A 17,784-nucleotide genomic window follows, 5' to 3' on the forward strand; every position below is an offset into this window, starting at 1 on the left:
TTTCATGTCAGGGCCCAGGCTTTTACCGGGAGAGTAAGTGAGGAGGCGGTATTTTCCTTTGTGGTCCTTCCGCCTTGGTATGCCACCTGGTGGGCGTATCTGATCTATGCCCTGTTAATCTTTGCGGTGATTACTGCCATCGTGAAGTGGCGCTCCCGAAAGCTGAAAGCGGAAAACCGCATCCTGGAAGAGCGTGTAAACGAACGCACGGCTGCTCTGGAAAAATCCATTGAAGATCTCAAATCCACCCAAGCCCAACTGATCCAATCCGAAAAGATGGCTTCACTCGGTGAACTTACAGCAGGCATCGCCCACGAGATCCAGAATCCGCTGAATTTTGTGAATAACTTCTCCGAACTCAGTGCTGAATTGATCGACGAGATGACTGAGGAAATCGAAAATGGGGATCTGCAGGAAGTAAAGGCAATAGCCGCAGATCTAAAAGATAACCTCATCAAAATCAACCACCATGGCAACCGGGCCGGCTCCATCGTCAAAGGAATGCTCGCTCACAGTAGGAAAAACACTTCCGAAAAAGAAGAAACCGATGTCAATGCACTTGCGGATGAATGCCTGAGGCTCAGCTATCACGGACTTCGGGCAAAGGACAAATCCTTTACTGCAGAATTTAGGACAGATTTGGACCCTGCACTCCCTAAAGTCATGTTGGTATCTCAGGACATGGGAAGAGTTTTGCTGAACCTGATCAATAATGCCTTCTATGCGGTAAGCGATAAGTCAAAAAATACCGGATCGGATTACACGCCCACCGTCGTGGTGGCTACAGAATCTTCCTCAGAAGGAATTATAATATCCGTCCAAGACAACGGCTCGGGAATTCCCGAATCTATCCGGGAAAAAATCTTCCAGCCCTTCTTCACGACCAAGCCAGCCGGCTCGGGAACGGGATTAGGTTTGAGTATGAGCTATGATATTGTAAAAGCGCATGGAGGAGAGCTAAAGGTTGATTCAGAAGTCGGAAAAGGGACCACTTTTCGAATTCACCTTCCGGCATAAATGACCTGCGTCTTAATTCCGGTTTAAACTCCCGAAAAATCAATTTTAAGGAATAGGAATTTCAATTCCATTTTCTCAACTTGAGACAATAGAATTAACCCTAAACCCTAAACCTATGAAAAATAACCGTCGCGAATTTTTACAAAAAATCGGACTAGGCACTGCCGGACTCGCCGCGGTACCCTTTGCCGGAAATGCAAGCTCAATTCCCACTCAGAAAACCGATGCTGATGAGGATCAATTTCTCCAGATTGGAGATGACGTTGCCATTGCACAAACTGCCTATGGAAAAATCCAAGGCTATATCCTGAATGGAGTCTACACCTTCTTGGGAGTCCCCTATGGAGCAGACACTGCCGGAAAAAATAGATTTATGCCTCCACAAAAACCAAGCCCTTGGACAGATATAAAACCAACGCTCTGGTGGGGAAATACGGCTCCTCAAATCATGGATAATCGGTATGCAAATCCACATTATTCCTTTGCTGATCACTGGAACTATGACGATGTCAGCGAAGACTGCCTCAAGCTCAATGTGTGGACCAATGGTTTGGCAGACGGGAAAAAGCGGCCTGTCTTGGTTTGGCTACACGGTGGCGGATTTACCAATGGCAACGGAATCGAACAGGATGGCTACCATGGAGAGAATTTTGCAAAAAGTAAAGACGTAGTTTTTGTCTCCATCAATCATCGACTTGGTCCGATCGGATTTACAGACCTGTCAGGAGTGGGTGGGGCCAAGTATGCTTCCTCCGGCAATGTCAGCCAACTGGATATCATCGCTTCCCTAGAATGGGTCCGCGACAACATCGCCAACTTCGGTGGAGATCCCGGCAATGTCACCATCATGGGTCAATCCGGTGGCGGAGCTAAAGTCACTTGCACCATGGCAATGCCCGCTTCCAAAGGCCTGGTTCACAAAGGCGTGGCACTCAGCGGAACCATGCTGAAAGCAAATGATCAGAAGTATAGCCGAAAGCTCGGTCAATATGTCCTTGAAACAGCCGGACTGACTCCTGCTGAGGTGGACAAACTCCAGGAAATCCCCTGGAGAGCGTACATTGATATCGCCAACAAGGCCTTGGATCGTTTGCGAAAGGAAAATCCTCAACCCGGATTCAGAGGCGGTTTTGGACCTGTTGCCGATGGGGTACATGTACCAAAAGGGGAGTTTTTCAGCGATCCAAATGACCATACTGCAGAAATGCCGCTGATGATCTGCACCACCTTCCATGAGTGGGGTGCGACTCGCGCCAATCCACAGCTGGACGCTGCCGGAGAAGCTGAAATCATCGAAGCGATGAAACAGCGATTTGGGGATAAAGCAGGAGAAGTCTATCGTGCCTATGCTGCCAGTTTCCCCGGAAAAAAACCGGCTGAAATCATGACACTAGCAGCATCCAACCGGGCAAATGCCGTCGCCTGCGGCAATGCCAAAGCCAAACAAAAAGCCCCGGTTTACATGGCTTGGTTTGGCTGGGAGCCCAATCTTTACAATGGAAGAATGCGGGCATTCCACTGCCTCGACATTTGCTTTTGGTACGACAATACCGACCGTATGTACACGCACACCGGTGGAGGGAAGCGGCCTCGGGTTCTTTCTGAAAAAATGTCTTCCTCGCTTTTGGCATTTATGAAAACCGGAAATCCAAATGCCGGAACTCTTCCATCCTGGCCTGAATTCACTGCCGAAAATGGTGAAGTTATGGTCCTAACCGATACGCCAGCGGTCAAAAATGATCCGGACAGAGCCGCACGAAAGGCACTTGGATAGATCCAAAAACGGTAACCCACGCACATTTAATCCGTTTGGAATTTGGAAAAGTCAGTGAGCTTTAGCTTTTTGACATTCGAATTCCAAACTGATTATTTATGATCCAAAAGAAACATTTGCCTTCAATTGCACTTGGATTTGTGGTCGGAGCGATCGGCTATTGGACGGCTGATTTTTCTGAAAAGGGTGAATTTTCAAGAGTGATCTATTCTATTTTGGGTCCCGGAGCATTTATTTGCTCTGTTATTTCATTTTCCCTTCGAAAAAAGTCTCCCGGATTTATTGCCCTTTTGATCAGTTTTGGAATCTTATTGGGTATGCTTTCCAAAATTCTCTTTGACATAGTTCGAGATTCTTCCTCGCACAATTTACTGCCATTTGAGCTATTGCTTGGGTTGGTGATTGTCCTTCCTGCTGCGTTTTTGGGATCTTTTTTGGTTTGGGGGATTTTTCAGATTGCTGGAAAAAATTAGTGTTCCCCTTTTTCCATTTTTCGTTTTAAGTAAGACTTATCTGAGCATTTGGTTAACTTATCGCTCTCAAAATTTCAAACTATGACCGACTTTAGAAACTATAAAGTTCCCTATGAACTTGCGTCTGAATACTCAAAATCTGTGGCTTACTTCTCTATGGAATTCGCTATACATCAACCGCTAAAAATCTACAGTGGCGGATTAGGCTTCCTATCCGGATCACATTTGCGGAGCGCCTTTGAGCTCAGACAAAATCTGATCGGGATCGGAATTCTCTGGAAATACGGGTATTACGATCAGGGAAGAAATCAAGATCAAACGCTAAAACCCGAATGGTATGAAAAAACCTACAGCTTCCTCGAAGACACCGGTATCAAGTTTACGGTTCCAGTCCATGATCAGCCAGTTTGGGTAAAAGCCTGGTACCTACCTCCGACTACATTCAAAAGTGCCCCGCTTTTCCTCTTGAGTACAGACCTGCCTGAAAATGACTACCTCAGTCAGACCATTACCCATCGTCTCTACGACGCAGATACGGCTGCCAAGATCGCACAATCGATGATTCTCGGTTTGGGAGGAGCCAAACTGATTGACGAGCTCAATTTCAACCCTGATGTCTATCATCTCAATGAAGCTCATGGAGTGAGCAGTGTGTTCTACTTAATGAAAAAATTTGGCAGCAAAGCCGAGGTTCAAAAACGACTCGTCTTCACCACGCACACTCCTGAGGAAGCCGGCAATGAGAAGCACGACTATAACCTGCTCAACAAAATGAGCTTTTTCTACGGGCATTCCATTTCAGAAGTGCAAAAATTAACAGAAATGGATGGCGCTACTTTCAATCACAGTCTGGCAGCACTGCGATTTGCCAGAAAAGCAAACGGCGTGAGTAAACTTCACGGCGAAGTCAGTCGAAAAATGTGGGGTAGCTATCCAAACATCCCTGAAATTCGCTCGATCACCAATGCTCAAAACTGGAATTATTGGGCAGATAAGAAGCTCTTTAGATTCATGGAGGAGGCAGATAATCTCGGGTTTGATGATCGCAAGCGCTACCTGAAAAAACGGGCTTTTGAAATTGTTGCCGATCAAACCGGTAAGCTGCTTGATCCGGATGTCTTGACCATTGTCTGGGCACGAAGATTTGCAGCATACAAAAGGCCGGAGCTGATCACCCGGAACCTGAGAAGATTTGACGCACTCATGCGAAATGCGGATCAGCCGATACAGATTATCTGGGCAGGTAAGCCGTATCCCATGGACTATGGCGCGATCAGTGTCTTCAACCAACTGGTGCATTTGAGCAAAAACTACAAGAACGTCGCGGTCTGTGTGGATTATGAACTGACCTTAAGCAAGAGATTAAAACAAGCTTCAGACGTTTGGTTAAACAATCCCCGGGTACCTCGCGAAGCCTCAGGCACCAGCGGGATGACTGCTTCGATGAACGGCGCTGTCAACTTCAGTACCTATGATGGATGGATTTGTGAGTTTGCCCGCCATGGAGAAAATTGCTTTATCATTCCTCAGGTGGATTATCAGAATCTGAGCGTCCAGGATCAAGATGAGGAGGATTTGGAACACCTGTATGATATCCTTGAAAATCAGATCATCCCAATGTACTATGATAACAAGCGCAAGTGGAGAGATATGGTACAGGCCGGAATGCACGACGTTCGCTTCGAATTTGAAAGCAATCGAATGGCGAAGGAATATTATAAATTGATGTATTCTGAGTAAATGCGTTCTTTCTGAAAAATAGAAGTCCGGGCTGATAACCTGGACTTTTCTGCTTTTGGCTAGTTAGAAAAAGCCTGCCACTGTTCTTTTAAACCTTCCGAATTAAATAGTAATAAGGCGTCATCAGTAATGTCTGATATCAATGCCATGAAAACTTCTTTGTAAGTCAACCCTTTCCACGGGGTCTTTACCCCATCAAATTCAATTCGGATATTTCCTACTTCAGACATTTCCCAAAAAATTTCAGTTTCAGAATCTGGAGTCCTAAATAATCCCTGCCCATCATGGTGAAAGTAAAAATAAGGAAGCTCCTCTCCTTCATTTCCAAAAAGAAACCAAATATTCGAACAAAGAATTGATTCCGAAACCGGTGTGCCATAATTAATCAATAGATCTAAAAGCTCATGATGTTGTTCTTTCATAGACTTGCTACTAATCCTCAATCCTGTAAATTTTTCCCTCCGTTTTACTCATCATGTAGACATTCTTTTCTGCATCGATCCCAAACTTCAAATCCACGCGGTCATGATTGACCAAGGTCTGCAGGGAGACTTCTTGGCCTTCAAAAGTAACCCCCCAAGTCTTAGCCACCGGACTGGAAGATTCATTAAGATCTGCAAAAAATAACCTTCCTGAAGGAATATCTCCAAATATGAATTTTCCTTTGAGTGGTCCCTCCGGCATGATATATCCCCCAATGATCGCTACCGTTTCGTCATGCTCGAGTTGGATGAGCGGATAGCTGGCTCCGTATTTAGAATCATCAACAGGTAAGGGATAGAGGGTTCGGAAACTACCAAAAGGATTGATACTGAAAGTCCCCTCCCGGATAGGCCAACCGTAGAATTTTCCGGGTTCGATTCGGTTGATTTCTTCAATGCTATGCTGACCTATGTCTGTGGCGTGAAGCTGTCCCTTTTCATCCCAAAAGATCCGATTGGGGTTTCTGAATCCATAAGCCATGATTTCTCCGGCTTTACCCGGAATTCCGGCAAATGGATTGATTTTCGGGATACCGTATTGGCCATTCACCCCATCTTTTCCCGCGGGGTCAATTCTCAGAATACTACTGTAAATTCCTGCGCCTTGATGATTGGAAATAGCCGCAAAGCGCTTTTCTGCCGTTCCTCCATCTCCATAACCGATGTAAAGTAATCCATAATCAGGGTCTCCCTTTTGAGAAAATGGATTGAAGGTAAGTTCCTGCATGCCATGGGCCTGAGAGGCATTGTCTATGCGAAGCACTTCCCGATCTGTACCTTGGAAGACGGCAGCACTTGGATTTTCCGCTTTCCACTCAGTCAAAACCCACTGCATAAACACGCCCAAACTATCCGTATAGCCAAAGTCAGAAGGGGCCGTGCCTCCCGGTTCGGTATGCGAAGTATAAAAAAGACCGTTGGTTTCAAAATCCGGATGAAAGGCAAAATTTCCTACCCCAGTCGCCCATCCGGGCTTGCTGACCATTGCCGGCCTTTTTTCCAAGACATTCAGGTACAAAACCGGCTTTTGGTTTTCAATTTCGTAAAGTCCGATTCGCTGATCGTTGATAAAAAGACGCTGAGTACCGGGAATAGGCTCCATTTTGGTCATTTTGGCCAAAGGTGGAACTGTGTCAGAAGCCGGAAGCTGAGCATACAATTCCAGTTCAAGCCGGATGCCCGAGTCTTTAATTTTCTCCGGAATCAAATTGGAAGTGGTGTCTCCACTGATGGGAATAGGCACCGTCTCAAACGTGTGCATGTAGCTCAACAATGCCTCGATATCCTGATCGGTCAAGGCTGGAAATCCGGGCATTTGGGTTTTATACTTTGCCAGAAGATCTACAGCCCTTGAATCTTTGTTTTCGATAGCTGCTGCCGGGTTTTTGATAAATTCCCGAATCCATTGGGTCTCGATCTGCCGGGTAAGTCCACTTAGATTGGGACCAATCGCATCCTCATTGAAGTTGTGACAGGTGGAGCATTGTTGCTCAAAGAGGGTTTTTCCTTTCAGGATTTGGCTGGCGTCAGTGGAAATGTCCAATCCAAACTCCTTTTTATCAGGTGAGCAGGAGAAGATCAAAAAAAGAGCGAATGAGCAGGTTGCAAGTGTATAATTCATCTCTACTAAATTGGGCCTTTTGTCGATTGTAAAAAACTTAATTGGGCGGAATTAAGTCAAAATCCTTCATTTTTTGCGAAATGGATTTCGAACTCATAAAAAAGCCTCCAATTGAAAATACAATCAGAGGCTAGAAAAGCTGTTAATCGGTTGTTTAGAAAGGATACTTCCCTTCGGCGATCATGTAATCCGCCACCTGTCTTCTCAGCTCTTTGGTATTGACCAGTTCAGCTTTAGTATAGCGCTTCAATCCCATCAGCATTACTTTTTGCTCGTCTCCTTTGGTAAAGGAAGCGATGGCCTCTTTAGCTGCGTCATTAATTTTATTCACGGCTTCAGAAAGGTAAACTTTAGCCATTGCAATCTGATTGGCGCAAGCGGCCTCTCCCTTGATGCTGACCAGTTTTTCGGTTCGGAGAATGGCTGATTCCGCAGCATAGATTTCGATCATCAAATCCGCCAGGTTCATCATGATCTCCTGCTCGTCTTCGATGCGATCCTGAAGGGCCATGGCCGCTTTTCCACCTACCATTAGGAAGATTTTTTTCAGGTTTTTTAAAACTGCCTTTTCACCTGCTAAAAGTTCAGAAGTATCAATAGTTTCGAAAGAAGGAACAGAAGTCAATTCTGCCGACACAGCCATTGCCGGTTCGAATAGGTTGACTTCACCTTTCATCGCCCGCTTCAATAGCATACCAACCATCAGCATTCGGTTGATTTCGTTGGTCCCTTCATAGATTCGGGAAATTCGGGCATCCCGGTAGGCTCTTTCCATGGGAGCTTCAGCGGAATAGCCCATTCCTCCATAGATTTGCACACCTTGATCAACCACATAATCAAGCACTTCCGAACCATGGATTTTGGCAATTGCACATTCCATTGCAAATGCTTCCACGCCTTTCAATTTCGCCTCTGCATCATCCATTCCCTCAGAAATCAAAGCGTTGATTCGGTCCTCGATGTCCTGCCCGGCGCGATAACAAAGCGACTCTGTAACGTAAGTTCGAATCGCCATTTCGGCCAGTTTGGATTTGATGGCTCCAAAGGTATTGATGCTTACTCCAAACTGCTTTCGGGTCGTGGAATAGTCAATGCAAAGCGAAATGACGCCTCTCACACCACCCAAGACTCCGGCACCAAGTTTAATACGGCCGATATTCAGGATATTTACTGCAATCTTGAAGCCATTTTGGCGATCAGAGAGCATATTTTCCACAGGGACAGGGCAGTCATTGAAAAAAACTTGTCGGGTAGAAGACCCTTTGATTCCCATCTTTTTTTCCTCTTCATTCATCGTGATTCCCCCGAAGGTCTTTTCTACGATAAAAGCAGTGAGGTTTTTGTCATCTTCGATCTTTGCGAATACGATAAAAAGATCTGCAAATCCTGCGTTGGAAATCCACATTTTCTGCCCATTGAGCAGGTAGAATTTACCATCGGCAGAAAGGGTCGCCTTGGTTTTTCCGCTGTTGGCATCCGATCCGGCATCCGGTTCGGTGAGGCAATAACATGCTGCCCATTCGCCTGTGGCAAGTTTTGGTAGGTATTTTCGTTTTTGTTCCTCTGTGCCGTAATACAAAATTGGTAAAGTTCCAATTCCTGTATGAGCTCCATATGTTGTGGAAAAAGAGCCCGCCGAACCGATAATATCGGCAATCAACATGGAAGTATTGAAACTCATGCCCATTCCACCGTATTCCTCGGGTACGGAAATTCCCAACAGTCCCAGCTCTCCTGCTTTCTTGAAAATCGAAGGAACCAAGTTTGGATTCTTCATGCTGTCGATTTCTTCGATATTGGGAAGAATCTCCGTATCGATGAAATCCTGGCAGGCCTGAGCCATCATTTTTTGCTCTTCTGTAAACTGCTCAGGGATAAAAATATCCTGCGCCGGAGTCTCCCTGATGAGGAATTCGCCTCCTTGGATTGCTTTTGATATAGTGTTCATATGGTTTTATTATTCTAAGTCTTCATTATTCTTAGTTCTACATTCTGCGTTCGATATTTTTAATAATGAATATCGAATGATGAACATCGAACGCCGAAGTAGTATTATTTCAACAACTCATAAATCCCCGCAACTCCCTGACCGCCGCCAACGCATGCGGTTACCAAGCCATACTTTTTATTCTGACGTCGTAGTTCGTTAAAAATCTGAACTGACAACTTCGCGCCTGTACATCCCAATGGATGTCCCAAAGCGACCGCCCCGCCGTTTACATTTACCATATCAGGGTTCAAGTCCAGTGCCTTCATCACTGCCAAACCTTGAGCCGCAAAGGCTTCATTCAACTCGATCAGATCGATGTCATTTAAGGTTAATCCTGCCTGCTTCAAAGCTTTAGGAACCGCCTCTTTTGGACCAATTCCCATAATTCGAGGATCCACTCCCGCAACGGAATAAGACATCAATCTCGCAACCGGCTCCAGGCCAAGCGACTTCATCAGTCTTTCAGACATTACTACGACAAAAGCTGCTCCATCAGAAGTCTGGGAAGAGTTACCTGCAGTGACCTGCCCGCCATTCTTGAAGGCAGGCTTCAAACCGGCCAATGCTTCCATGGTGGTACCTGCCCTTGGACCTTCGTCTGTATCGACGGTGAACTTTCGGGTTTTCTTTTTTCCTTTTTCATCCAGGTAGGTTTCTTCTACTTCCACCGGAACGATTTCTTCCTTGAATTTGCCGGCTGTTATTGCTGCCAAGGCCTTTTCATGGGATCGAACCGAAAAAGCATCCGCTTCCTCGCGTGTGATGCTGTACTCGCGCGCCAATTCCTCAGCGGTCAGACCCATACTGATGTAATAGGATGGATGTTGGGTTGCAATTTTGTAGTTAAGCACAGTTTTATAGCCCATCATGGGGACCAGGGACATTGACTCTGTCCCACCTGCAATGATGCAATCGGCCATTCCGGCTTTGATTTTACCCACAGCCAATGCAATCGCCTCAAGACCTGAGCCGCAATATCTGTTAATGATAAAACCGGGATTTTCTATTCCCAAGGCTAAAAGTGAGATCATTCGACCCATTTGCATGCCCTGCTCGGCTTCCGGCACGGCATTGCCGACGATGAGGTCGTCGACTAGTTTGGTCTCCAAGCCGGGTGTATTTGCCACCAAGTGCTTAATGACATCTGCGGCCAGGTCATCCGGTCGGTAAAACCGAAAGCCTCCCTTTTTTGCTTTTCCTACTGCTGATCTATATCCGTTGATTATGAATGCTTCCATTTGTGTTTCGTTATTTGTTTTGGGTTATTGGTTTAGAGTATCAAGTAGCTAGAATCAAGTATCAAGATTTTGCCTCTAGTGAAGTTTTTAGCCCCATTATCATACGCTGTATTTCAGAAAGATCTGTTTCCATTTCTTTTCCAATTTCAGGATCAAGAATTCCTACCCTTTCAGAAATTATCAGTTGGGTTTCAAATTCAAAGCTTTCGTCCAAACTCACTTTGAGAGAATTGACAAATGATTTTGAGGAGGTTTTAGCACAACCTTCCGCTATGTTTGAAGAAATCGAAACACCTGCTCTTCTCATCTGAGAAAAGAGCCCGAATTTTTCCTTTACAGGAAACGATTTGGTGACGGTGTAAATCTTAACAGCTAAATCAACAGCTTTCTGCCATACTTTTAATTCCTTGAAGTTGTGCATAACCAGTGTGTTTAATGTCTTGATACTTATGTCTTGATACTTGATACTATTCCTTAGTTTCTAAGCGGTTTTCCTTTGAACAAAATGCTGTGAATACGCTCCAGGGTCTTTTTCTCACCCGTCAAGCTCAAGAAAGCCTCCCGCTCCAAGTCAAGTAAATATTGCTCTGTGACCTCAGTGGGTGAAGACAAATCTCCCCCTGACATGACCCAAGCCAATTTTCTGGCGATTTTGGCATCGTGCTCAGAGATGTAAGCTCCATACTGCATTCCGGTGATTCCCGCTTCGAAAAGTGCCAAGGAAGTTTTACCCAATACCCTTACATTAGTTTGCTGCAGCGGCTGGGTATAGCCTGCTTCATGAATTCTCAAAACATGGGACTTTGCATCCGCCAATTGACGTTTTCTATTCAGGGAAATTCCGTCACTTACTCTCAGATACCCAAGTCCTCGGGCCTCTTGAGCTGAGGTAGAAACTTTCGCAGTAGCGATATTCATGAAATATTCCTGTAGCTGATTGAGCTCCACATCGCCATTGATGACACCATTGGAAAATCTAAGAGTCATTTCCTTGGTTCCCCCACCGGCAGGGATTAATCCCACACCCACTTCCACCAAGCCCATGTACAGTTCGGCATGGGCCTGAATGTGATCGGAATGAAGTGAAAGCTCACAGCCACCTCCCAAGGCCATATTGTGCGGTGCCACCACCACCGGAATCGAAGAATATCTCGCCCGCATCATCGTATTCTGAAACTGGGCGATCATCATATTGATCTCATCAAAGTCCTGATCACCGGCAAACATGAAAAGCATTCCCAGATTTGCTCCGGCTGAGAAATTCGCTCCTTCATTACCAATGACTAGACCTTTGTAAGACTTTTCGGCCATACCGATTGCTGTGTTAATTCCTTCGATTACTTCGGCTCCCATGGAGTTCATTTTGGTATGAAATTCCAGGCCGATCACCTCATCGCCCATGTCATAAACAGAGGTACCGGTATTTCCCCAAATTTTCTTCCCCGCAGATTTCAGCGTATCCAGAATGATAAAATCTCCGATTCCTGGGATTTCGAGGTAGGATTTGCTAGGAATGTCGTAGTAGCATTTTTTGCCTCCCTCTACTTTATAAAAGTTTTCATGACCTGCCGAAAGCATCTCATGAACCCAAGCGGCAGCTTTTTCACCAGCTGCTTCCATTTTTTCAACCGTTTCCTTTACACCTAGGATATCCCAAGTTTCAAAAGGGCCCAATTCCCACCCAAATCCTGCCGAAACAGCCTGATCAATCCGATACAATTCGTCAGATATCTCAGGTATCCGGTTGGAGCAATATTTGAAAAGGTCGTAGAATGAAGTGCGATAAAATTCACCGGCACGATCGTCAAAATTGACCAAAAACTTGATTCGCTTCTTTAGATCCTCGATTTCCTTGGATGCTTCCAATGCCTTGAACTTTGGCTTTTCTACATCTTTGTATTCGAAAGTTTTCAGGTCAAGCTCCTTCAGTTCTTTGGTTCCGTCTTTATGACGGATCATTTTAAAATAGCCTTGGCCGGTTTTGTCTCCAAACCATTTGTTGTTGTAGAGCACCTCGACGATCTGTGGCAATTTGAATTTGTCCCGGGATTCGTCGTGTGAAAGGGCTTTGTAAAGGTTATTTGCCACATTTACGGTGGTATCAAGTCCCACCACATCCATGGTACGGAAAGTTGCGGACTTTGCACGACCGATAATTGGTCCAGTCAATTTATCCACTTCAGAGACTGACAATCCCATCTTTTCGATGGCATGCATTCCTGAAATGATCGCATAAACTCCAATTCTATTTGCAATAAAAGCCGGCGTGTCTTTACAAAGTACCGTCTCTTTGCCCAAGAATTTATCTCCATAATTCATCAGGAAGTCGATGATGTCCGGATTGGTCTTGGGGCCCGGAATGATCTCTAACAATCTCAAATAACGAGGCGGATTGAAAAAGTGCGTTCCGGCAAAATGGACCTGAAAATCTTCACTTCTTCCCTCGCACATCAGGTGCATCGGAATTCCGGAAGTATTGGAGGTAATCAGTGTGCCGGGTTTCCTGTATTTTTCTACTTTTTCAAAAAGCGATTGTTTGATATCCAATCGCTCCACGACCACTTCCATCACCCAGTCGCAGTCTTTGATTTTTGGAAGGTCATCGTCAAAGTTTCCTGTCGTAATTCTGGAAGCAAAAGACTTATCGTAAATCACGGACGGATTTGACTTCAGCGTATTTTGTAGAGCTGAATTGACAATCCGATTTCGGACAGCAGGATGTTCCTTGGTGAGTCCTTTTTTCTGCTCTTCGTCGTTAAGCTCAAAAGGTACAATGTCCAATAAAAGTACCTGCACGCCAATATTGGCAAAATGGCAGGCAATACGTGATCCCATCACTCCTGAACCTAAAATGGCTACTTTTTTAATGGTTCTGTTCATTTTTTTGGGTTTTTGGTAGTCTATTCCGACTGGCGGAAAATCAGTTTATAATTCAAATATGGGTTTGTTGACTTCGCTTCCATTGACTTGCTCGATGACGAGCTGGATCTTGGCAAATACTCCGAAAAAAATATCCAACTCCTCTTCGCTTACTACTTCACGGACCTGTCGATTGAAATCCATGATGGTATGGATTGATCTTTCTTTCTTTTCCTTCCCTTCATCAGTCAGGAAAATCCTTACTGACCGCTTGTCCACCGGATCTGCTTTCTTATAAATCAGACCTTTTTCTTCCATAGTCTTTAGCATTCTGGTAAGACTTCGCGTTTCCAAGCCGATCAAAGGAGCAATCTTGGTGGCAGGGGTTCCTTCCTTCGAATTGATGTTGATCAGCACAAATCCAATAGCAGTAGTAAACCCCTCTTCAGCAGCTTGCTGATTGTACATGCGCGAGATAGCATGCCATGCGCTTTTGATGTGATAGTCTACGGTTTCTTCTCTTGTCATGGTGCTCAAATGCAGGATTTGAAGTCACCTAAGGTAAAAAAAATTTTGTATGCATGCCTACTATTATTTTTAAAGAGTTATGCATGCATCACAAATAATTCATAGATAATTCACTTTTAATCAAAATTAAATATTAAAATAGAATCATTAAATAATATTTAAAAGAATTAAATATGGTAAAAGCAATCTTGGCCAACAATAATTTTGAGGTGTAATTGTTATCATTTTTTGATTAAAGACAAAAAAACCAGGCGGTTAAGCCTGGTATATCGATTCAATTTCATTTTCAAATTTTTGATGGATGACTTTCCGTTTCAATTTCATGGTCGGAGTCAGCTCACCGGTGTCGATTCCCCATGGCTTATCCAAAAGTTTAAATCGCTTGATTTGTTCCCATTTTCCAAAATATTTGTTTAAGCCGTCAATTTCTTCCTGATATTTTTCAAGGATTTTTGGATTAGCGATCATTTCCGAATCAGACAAATAGGGGATATCTTTTCGTTTGCAATATTCTTTCAATCCTTCAAAACTGGGAACGATTAGCGCAGCTGCATAATTTTTGCCGTCTCCCACCACCATCAACTGCTCGATCAATGCAGATTCTTTGAATTTGTTCTCTATGACTTGGGGCGCGATGTATTTTCCACCGGAGGTTTTGAACATCTCTTTTTTGCGATCGGTGATCTTAAGGTATTCGCCATCAAGTTCACCGATGTCTCCGGTATAAAACCAGCCGTTTTGAAGTACCGCTGCGGTCATTTCAGGTTCCTTGTAGTATCCTTGCATCACATTGGGTCCTTTGACCAAAATTTCGCCGTCTTCTGCGATTTTGACCTGGACGTTTTTAACCACCTTTCCAACATATCCTATTCTAATGCCATCTCGCGTACCTACAGAAGCCGAAACTACCGGAGAAGTCTCCGTTAAGCCGTATCCTTCGCAAACCTTGATGCCTGCTGCCCAAAAAACTCTGGCCAGCCTCGGTTGCAATGCGGAGGCTCCCGAATTAATCTGCATTACATTTCCTCCCAAGGCTTCTCTCCACTTCGAGAAAATAATTTTATTGGCAAGTTTCAGTTGGAAATCGTACCATTTCCCCATCTGAGTAGCAGGATCAAACCGCAATCCCAGATCGAGTGCCCAAAAGAAAAGGTTCTTTTTAATTCCGGTAAGTTCATATCCCTTTGCAACGATTTTGTCATAAACCTTTTCCAGAAGTCTGGGAACAGTATTAAAAATATGTGGCTGAACTTCCTTAAGATTTTCACCGATTTTCTCCATGTTTTCGGCATAATAAATAGAAAACCCGAGGTAAATGAAGCAAAATGAGCCTGTTCGCTCATAAATATGACAGAGTGGTAGAAAGCTGAGAACTTTGGATACTCCAGGAGGTGGAGTCATTGTATTTGCAACAGACAAGACATTTGAAAGTACATTGGAGTGCGTAAGCATTACGCCTTTTGGCTTACCTGTAGTGCCCGAGGTATAAATTATTGTAAAAAGATCCTCTGATTTAACTTGACTTTTTGATTCTTCGAGTTTTGCAAAGTCTCCTGATTCGCCCTTTTTCTCCAAAATTGACCAATGGGCAACTCCCTCCAGCTGATCAAAAGAATAAATGACCCGGTCGCCGGCTACCTCAGAGGCTTTGGTATAAATCTCCTGATCTCCGACGAAAATCATTTTCACTTCAGCGTGTTCGAAAATATAGGCATAATCACCAGACGTAATCGTGGGATACATAGGAACTGAAATGGCGCCAATTTGCTGGAGTGCAAAATCGACAAAATTCCATTCAGGACGATTTTCTGAAATTATGGCCACCTTGTCCCCTGTAGCAATTCCAGCCGAAAGAAATGCCAGACTCAAATTATCAACAATGCGCTTTAGGTCTTTTGAACTGTAAGTTTTCCAGATTCCATCTTCTTTTTTTGAAAGTGCGATTGCTTTATCATAATTGGAAATCTGATGAGGAATCAAATCAAATACCCTAGAGAGGTTCATATTTTTTTGGGTTTATCAAGCTAATATTACCCAAATCAAAAGGAATCACAAAAGCTTTCCACACATTTCTCTTTTTAATAATTATATTATATTATTTAAATAAATAAATTATTAAGGTTATTAAGGCTGTGGATTTGTTAATAAGCCTCTATGAAAAAGTTGACCACAAACTTGAGATACAATCTTTTGCTTTTTTGACAAGTTACCAACGAGTTATCAACTTATAAATACTTGAATTTCTATTCTTTAGTAAAATATACAAGATTTGGTGGATTACCTTAGAAAAGATAAATGTGGGGAAGTGTGGTGTGGATAGCTGTTTCTGCTGTTGTGGATAAAAGCTAAGTTATCACCAAACTGATATCAGCAATTTAAATTTTCTTGTTTTTTGATGATAACTGTACCTTTTTCCAAATGTAAGTGACTTGTTTTCCACCGATTAATCCTTGTTATCCACAGGGATTTTATTTATTCCTGTTTGGGTAATTGCCTGGATATTTTGTTCACTTAGAGACCAACCACTTCTGATGACTAAATCCTCTTTATTTTCATTGTTGACAAAATAAAAGACTCGTTCCGCATTTCTTTTTTCAAAGAAATTCGCCGGATCCCATCGTTTGTTTCCATTGGAATCTTCGATTACGCGAATTTTGAATGTGCCTGCTTCCAATAATTGGAATGAATAAGAATCTGAGTTTGTTAGGAATTGCTCAGCTACCAGTTCACCTTTTGTGTTTAAAAGTTGAATTATAAAGGGAGGTTTTGCTCCAATTATTCTTCCTGAGATTTCGTCTGCCAGATTTTCCCGCTTTAGCTTCCGGTAGTTTGCCGATAATTCTGACTCATTATACTGTCCTTCTACATCATAAAATGTGGAATCACTGGCCTTTATGGTGAATATGTCCTGCTTGAGTGAATCCGGTAATGATATTTTGATTTTTAGAAGATCCATTTTCGTTGAATCCTCAAATAGCAACATGGAAGGTGTTATCGGTATTCTTGACGCTGTGTCGTAAGTGATATATAAGGAGTCAAAATTGATGTCTTTAATGGGTTTGTTGAATTTTAATTCGATTTCCAGGTTATTTAAAAAACTTTTACCTGAGTTTGCGGTAATTTGAAGCTTATCGGGTTTTCGATCTGAGTCTGCAAATTTTGCCCATATCAACGAATCTTGTGTAAATCCAACTGAATCCTGTAAGCTTATCTGGAATGGAATGCTATCTTCTTTGGTCTTGGTAGTATAGATTCTTAGTCTATTTTCTGAAAAGGTATAAAAAAATTCTTTGCCAAGTTCTGGGCTTTCGAGGGTGATTTCTGTTGGATCTCGGTTTAATATGATATCAAAGTTTTTTCCAAATTGGCTGGTCCTTAAGATGCGAATGGGGGTTAAATCAGCTTTTGACAGATTAAATCTTACATTTTCAATATTTTTTTCTATCACTAAAGTGTCCAAAATAAAATCATATTCCTCAGATTTGAATTCTGCCTTGAGTGTTCCGTTGAGGTCTTTCCATGCATATGCTAAGTAATTCCCACTTTTGATGTTAGTGATGTTGAAATTACCTGTGGTATCTGGCTGACTTAGATAATACGGAGGAGCTGTGAAAACGTCTGTGGTATCTCCCAGAGGATAGATTCCCACAATGATATTGGAGAAATCCGGTTTTGAGGGAGGAAAATAGTATCCAACCGTACCTGATATGCCAAGACTGTCAATTGAATTTCCTGTAGAAAAGACCAGTTTGAGATTTTCTGCCGGATTTTCTTCGGATATGTCTACAATTGATTTTTGGAAGTTAAAAACATAGGTGGTGCTGTCTTCCAATTCCTGATTTAGTTTGATGGTCACTATATTTTTTAATGCAGAGAATTCAACTTCATCGTTGTTAATTCTTGGGGTTATGACGATGCCTTTGGATGGATTTTCAAGTTTTACATATTCATCAAATGTCAAAGTAATTTCTTCGGGTTTTACATTTAATGATTGAGTGACAGGGCTTGATTCCAAGAGAACCGGTGGATCTTCGTCCCTTGGACCTCCCATTGGCGTACTCT

13 protein-coding genes are annotated in these 17,784 nt (G+C 43.3%); 4 read left to right on the plus strand and 9 right to left on the minus strand.

Annotation, left to right across the window (positions count from 1 at the left end):
- The 4 genes from C4S61_RS15645 to glgP all read left to right on the plus strand — a co-directional run.
- Positions 1-1,017: sensor histidine kinase (locus C4S61_RS15645; RefSeq protein WP_103925748.1), on the plus strand; the 1,017-nt coding region annotated here is incomplete at its 5' end.
- A gap of 115 nt (positions 1,018-1,132) precedes the next feature.
- Positions 1,133-2,791, plus strand: coding sequence for a carboxylesterase/lipase family protein (locus C4S61_RS15650; RefSeq protein ID WP_103925749.1), 1,659 nt, complete (start codon positions 1,133-1,135; stop codon positions 2,789-2,791).
- A 98-nt stretch (positions 2,792-2,889) separates the two neighbouring features.
- On the plus strand, positions 2,890-3,264 hold the full coding sequence (locus tag C4S61_RS15655) for a hypothetical protein (protein ID WP_103925750.1): 375 nt from the start codon (positions 2,890-2,892) through the stop codon (positions 3,262-3,264).
- 81 nt (positions 3,265-3,345) lie between these two features.
- Entirely contained in the window at positions 3,346-5,004 is a 1,659-nt protein-coding gene (gene glgP, locus C4S61_RS15660) for an alpha-glucan family phosphorylase (RefSeq protein WP_103925751.1), read from the plus strand.
- 59 nt (positions 5,005-5,063) lie between these two features.
- Here glgP and C4S61_RS15665 read toward each other — a convergent pair whose 3' ends face one another.
- The 9 genes from C4S61_RS15665 to C4S61_RS15705 all read right to left on the minus strand — a co-directional run bounded on the left by C4S61_RS15665 (position 5,064) and on the right by C4S61_RS15705 (position 17,773).
- Positions 5,064-5,426 carry a hypothetical protein gene (locus C4S61_RS15665; RefSeq protein WP_103925752.1) on the minus strand — a complete coding sequence of 121 codons (363 nt, stop codon included), beginning with the start codon at positions 5,424-5,426 and terminating at the stop codon, positions 5,064-5,066.
- Positions 5,427-5,436: 10 nt separating this feature from the next.
- The gene (locus tag C4S61_RS15670; protein WP_103925753.1) at positions 5,437-7,107 is read right to left on the minus strand and encodes a PQQ-dependent sugar dehydrogenase; all 1,671 of its coding nucleotides are present in this window, start codon (positions 7,105-7,107) and stop codon (positions 5,437-5,439) included.
- Positions 7,108-7,261: 154 nt separating this feature from the next.
- Positions 7,262-9,055 (minus strand): acyl-CoA dehydrogenase family protein, encoded by a 1,794-nt coding sequence (locus tag C4S61_RS15675; protein WP_103925754.1) that lies wholly within the window; start codon positions 9,053-9,055, stop codon positions 7,262-7,264.
- A 104-nt stretch (positions 9,056-9,159) separates the two neighbouring features.
- Positions 9,160-10,335, minus strand: a complete 1,176-nt coding sequence (locus C4S61_RS15680; RefSeq protein ID WP_103925755.1) for a thiolase family protein — start codon at positions 10,333-10,335, stop codon at positions 9,160-9,162.
- Between the two features lie 61 nt (positions 10,336-10,396).
- Complete coding sequence (locus C4S61_RS15685; protein WP_103925756.1) at positions 10,397-10,756, minus strand: four helix bundle protein; 360 nt, start codon at positions 10,754-10,756, stop codon at positions 10,397-10,399.
- A gap of 53 nt (positions 10,757-10,809) precedes the next feature.
- Complete coding sequence (locus tag C4S61_RS15690; RefSeq protein ID WP_103925757.1) at positions 10,810-13,215, minus strand: 3-hydroxyacyl-CoA dehydrogenase/enoyl-CoA hydratase family protein; 2,406 nt, start codon at positions 13,213-13,215, stop codon at positions 10,810-10,812.
- A gap of 45 nt (positions 13,216-13,260) precedes the next feature.
- Positions 13,261-13,722 (minus strand): MarR family winged helix-turn-helix transcriptional regulator, encoded by a 462-nt coding sequence (locus C4S61_RS15695; RefSeq protein ID WP_103925758.1) that lies wholly within the window; start codon positions 13,720-13,722, stop codon positions 13,261-13,263.
- Positions 13,723-13,977: 255 nt separating this feature from the next.
- A complete protein-coding gene (locus tag C4S61_RS15700; RefSeq protein WP_103925759.1) occupies positions 13,978-15,726 on the minus strand; it encodes an AMP-dependent synthetase/ligase in 1,749 nt (582 codons plus the stop codon).
- Between the two features lie 439 nt (positions 15,727-16,165).
- Positions 16,166-17,773, minus strand: a complete 1,608-nt coding sequence (locus tag C4S61_RS15705; RefSeq protein WP_103925760.1) for an Ig-like domain-containing domain — start codon at positions 17,771-17,773, stop codon at positions 16,166-16,168.
- Between the last annotated feature and the right edge of the window lie 11 nt (positions 17,774-17,784).

Origin of the sequence: Algoriphagus boritolerans DSM 17298 = JCM 18970, assembly GCF_900108085.1 — a bacterium.
Taxonomy (GTDB): Bacteria; Bacteroidota; Bacteroidia; order Cytophagales; family Cyclobacteriaceae; genus Algoriphagus; species Algoriphagus boritolerans.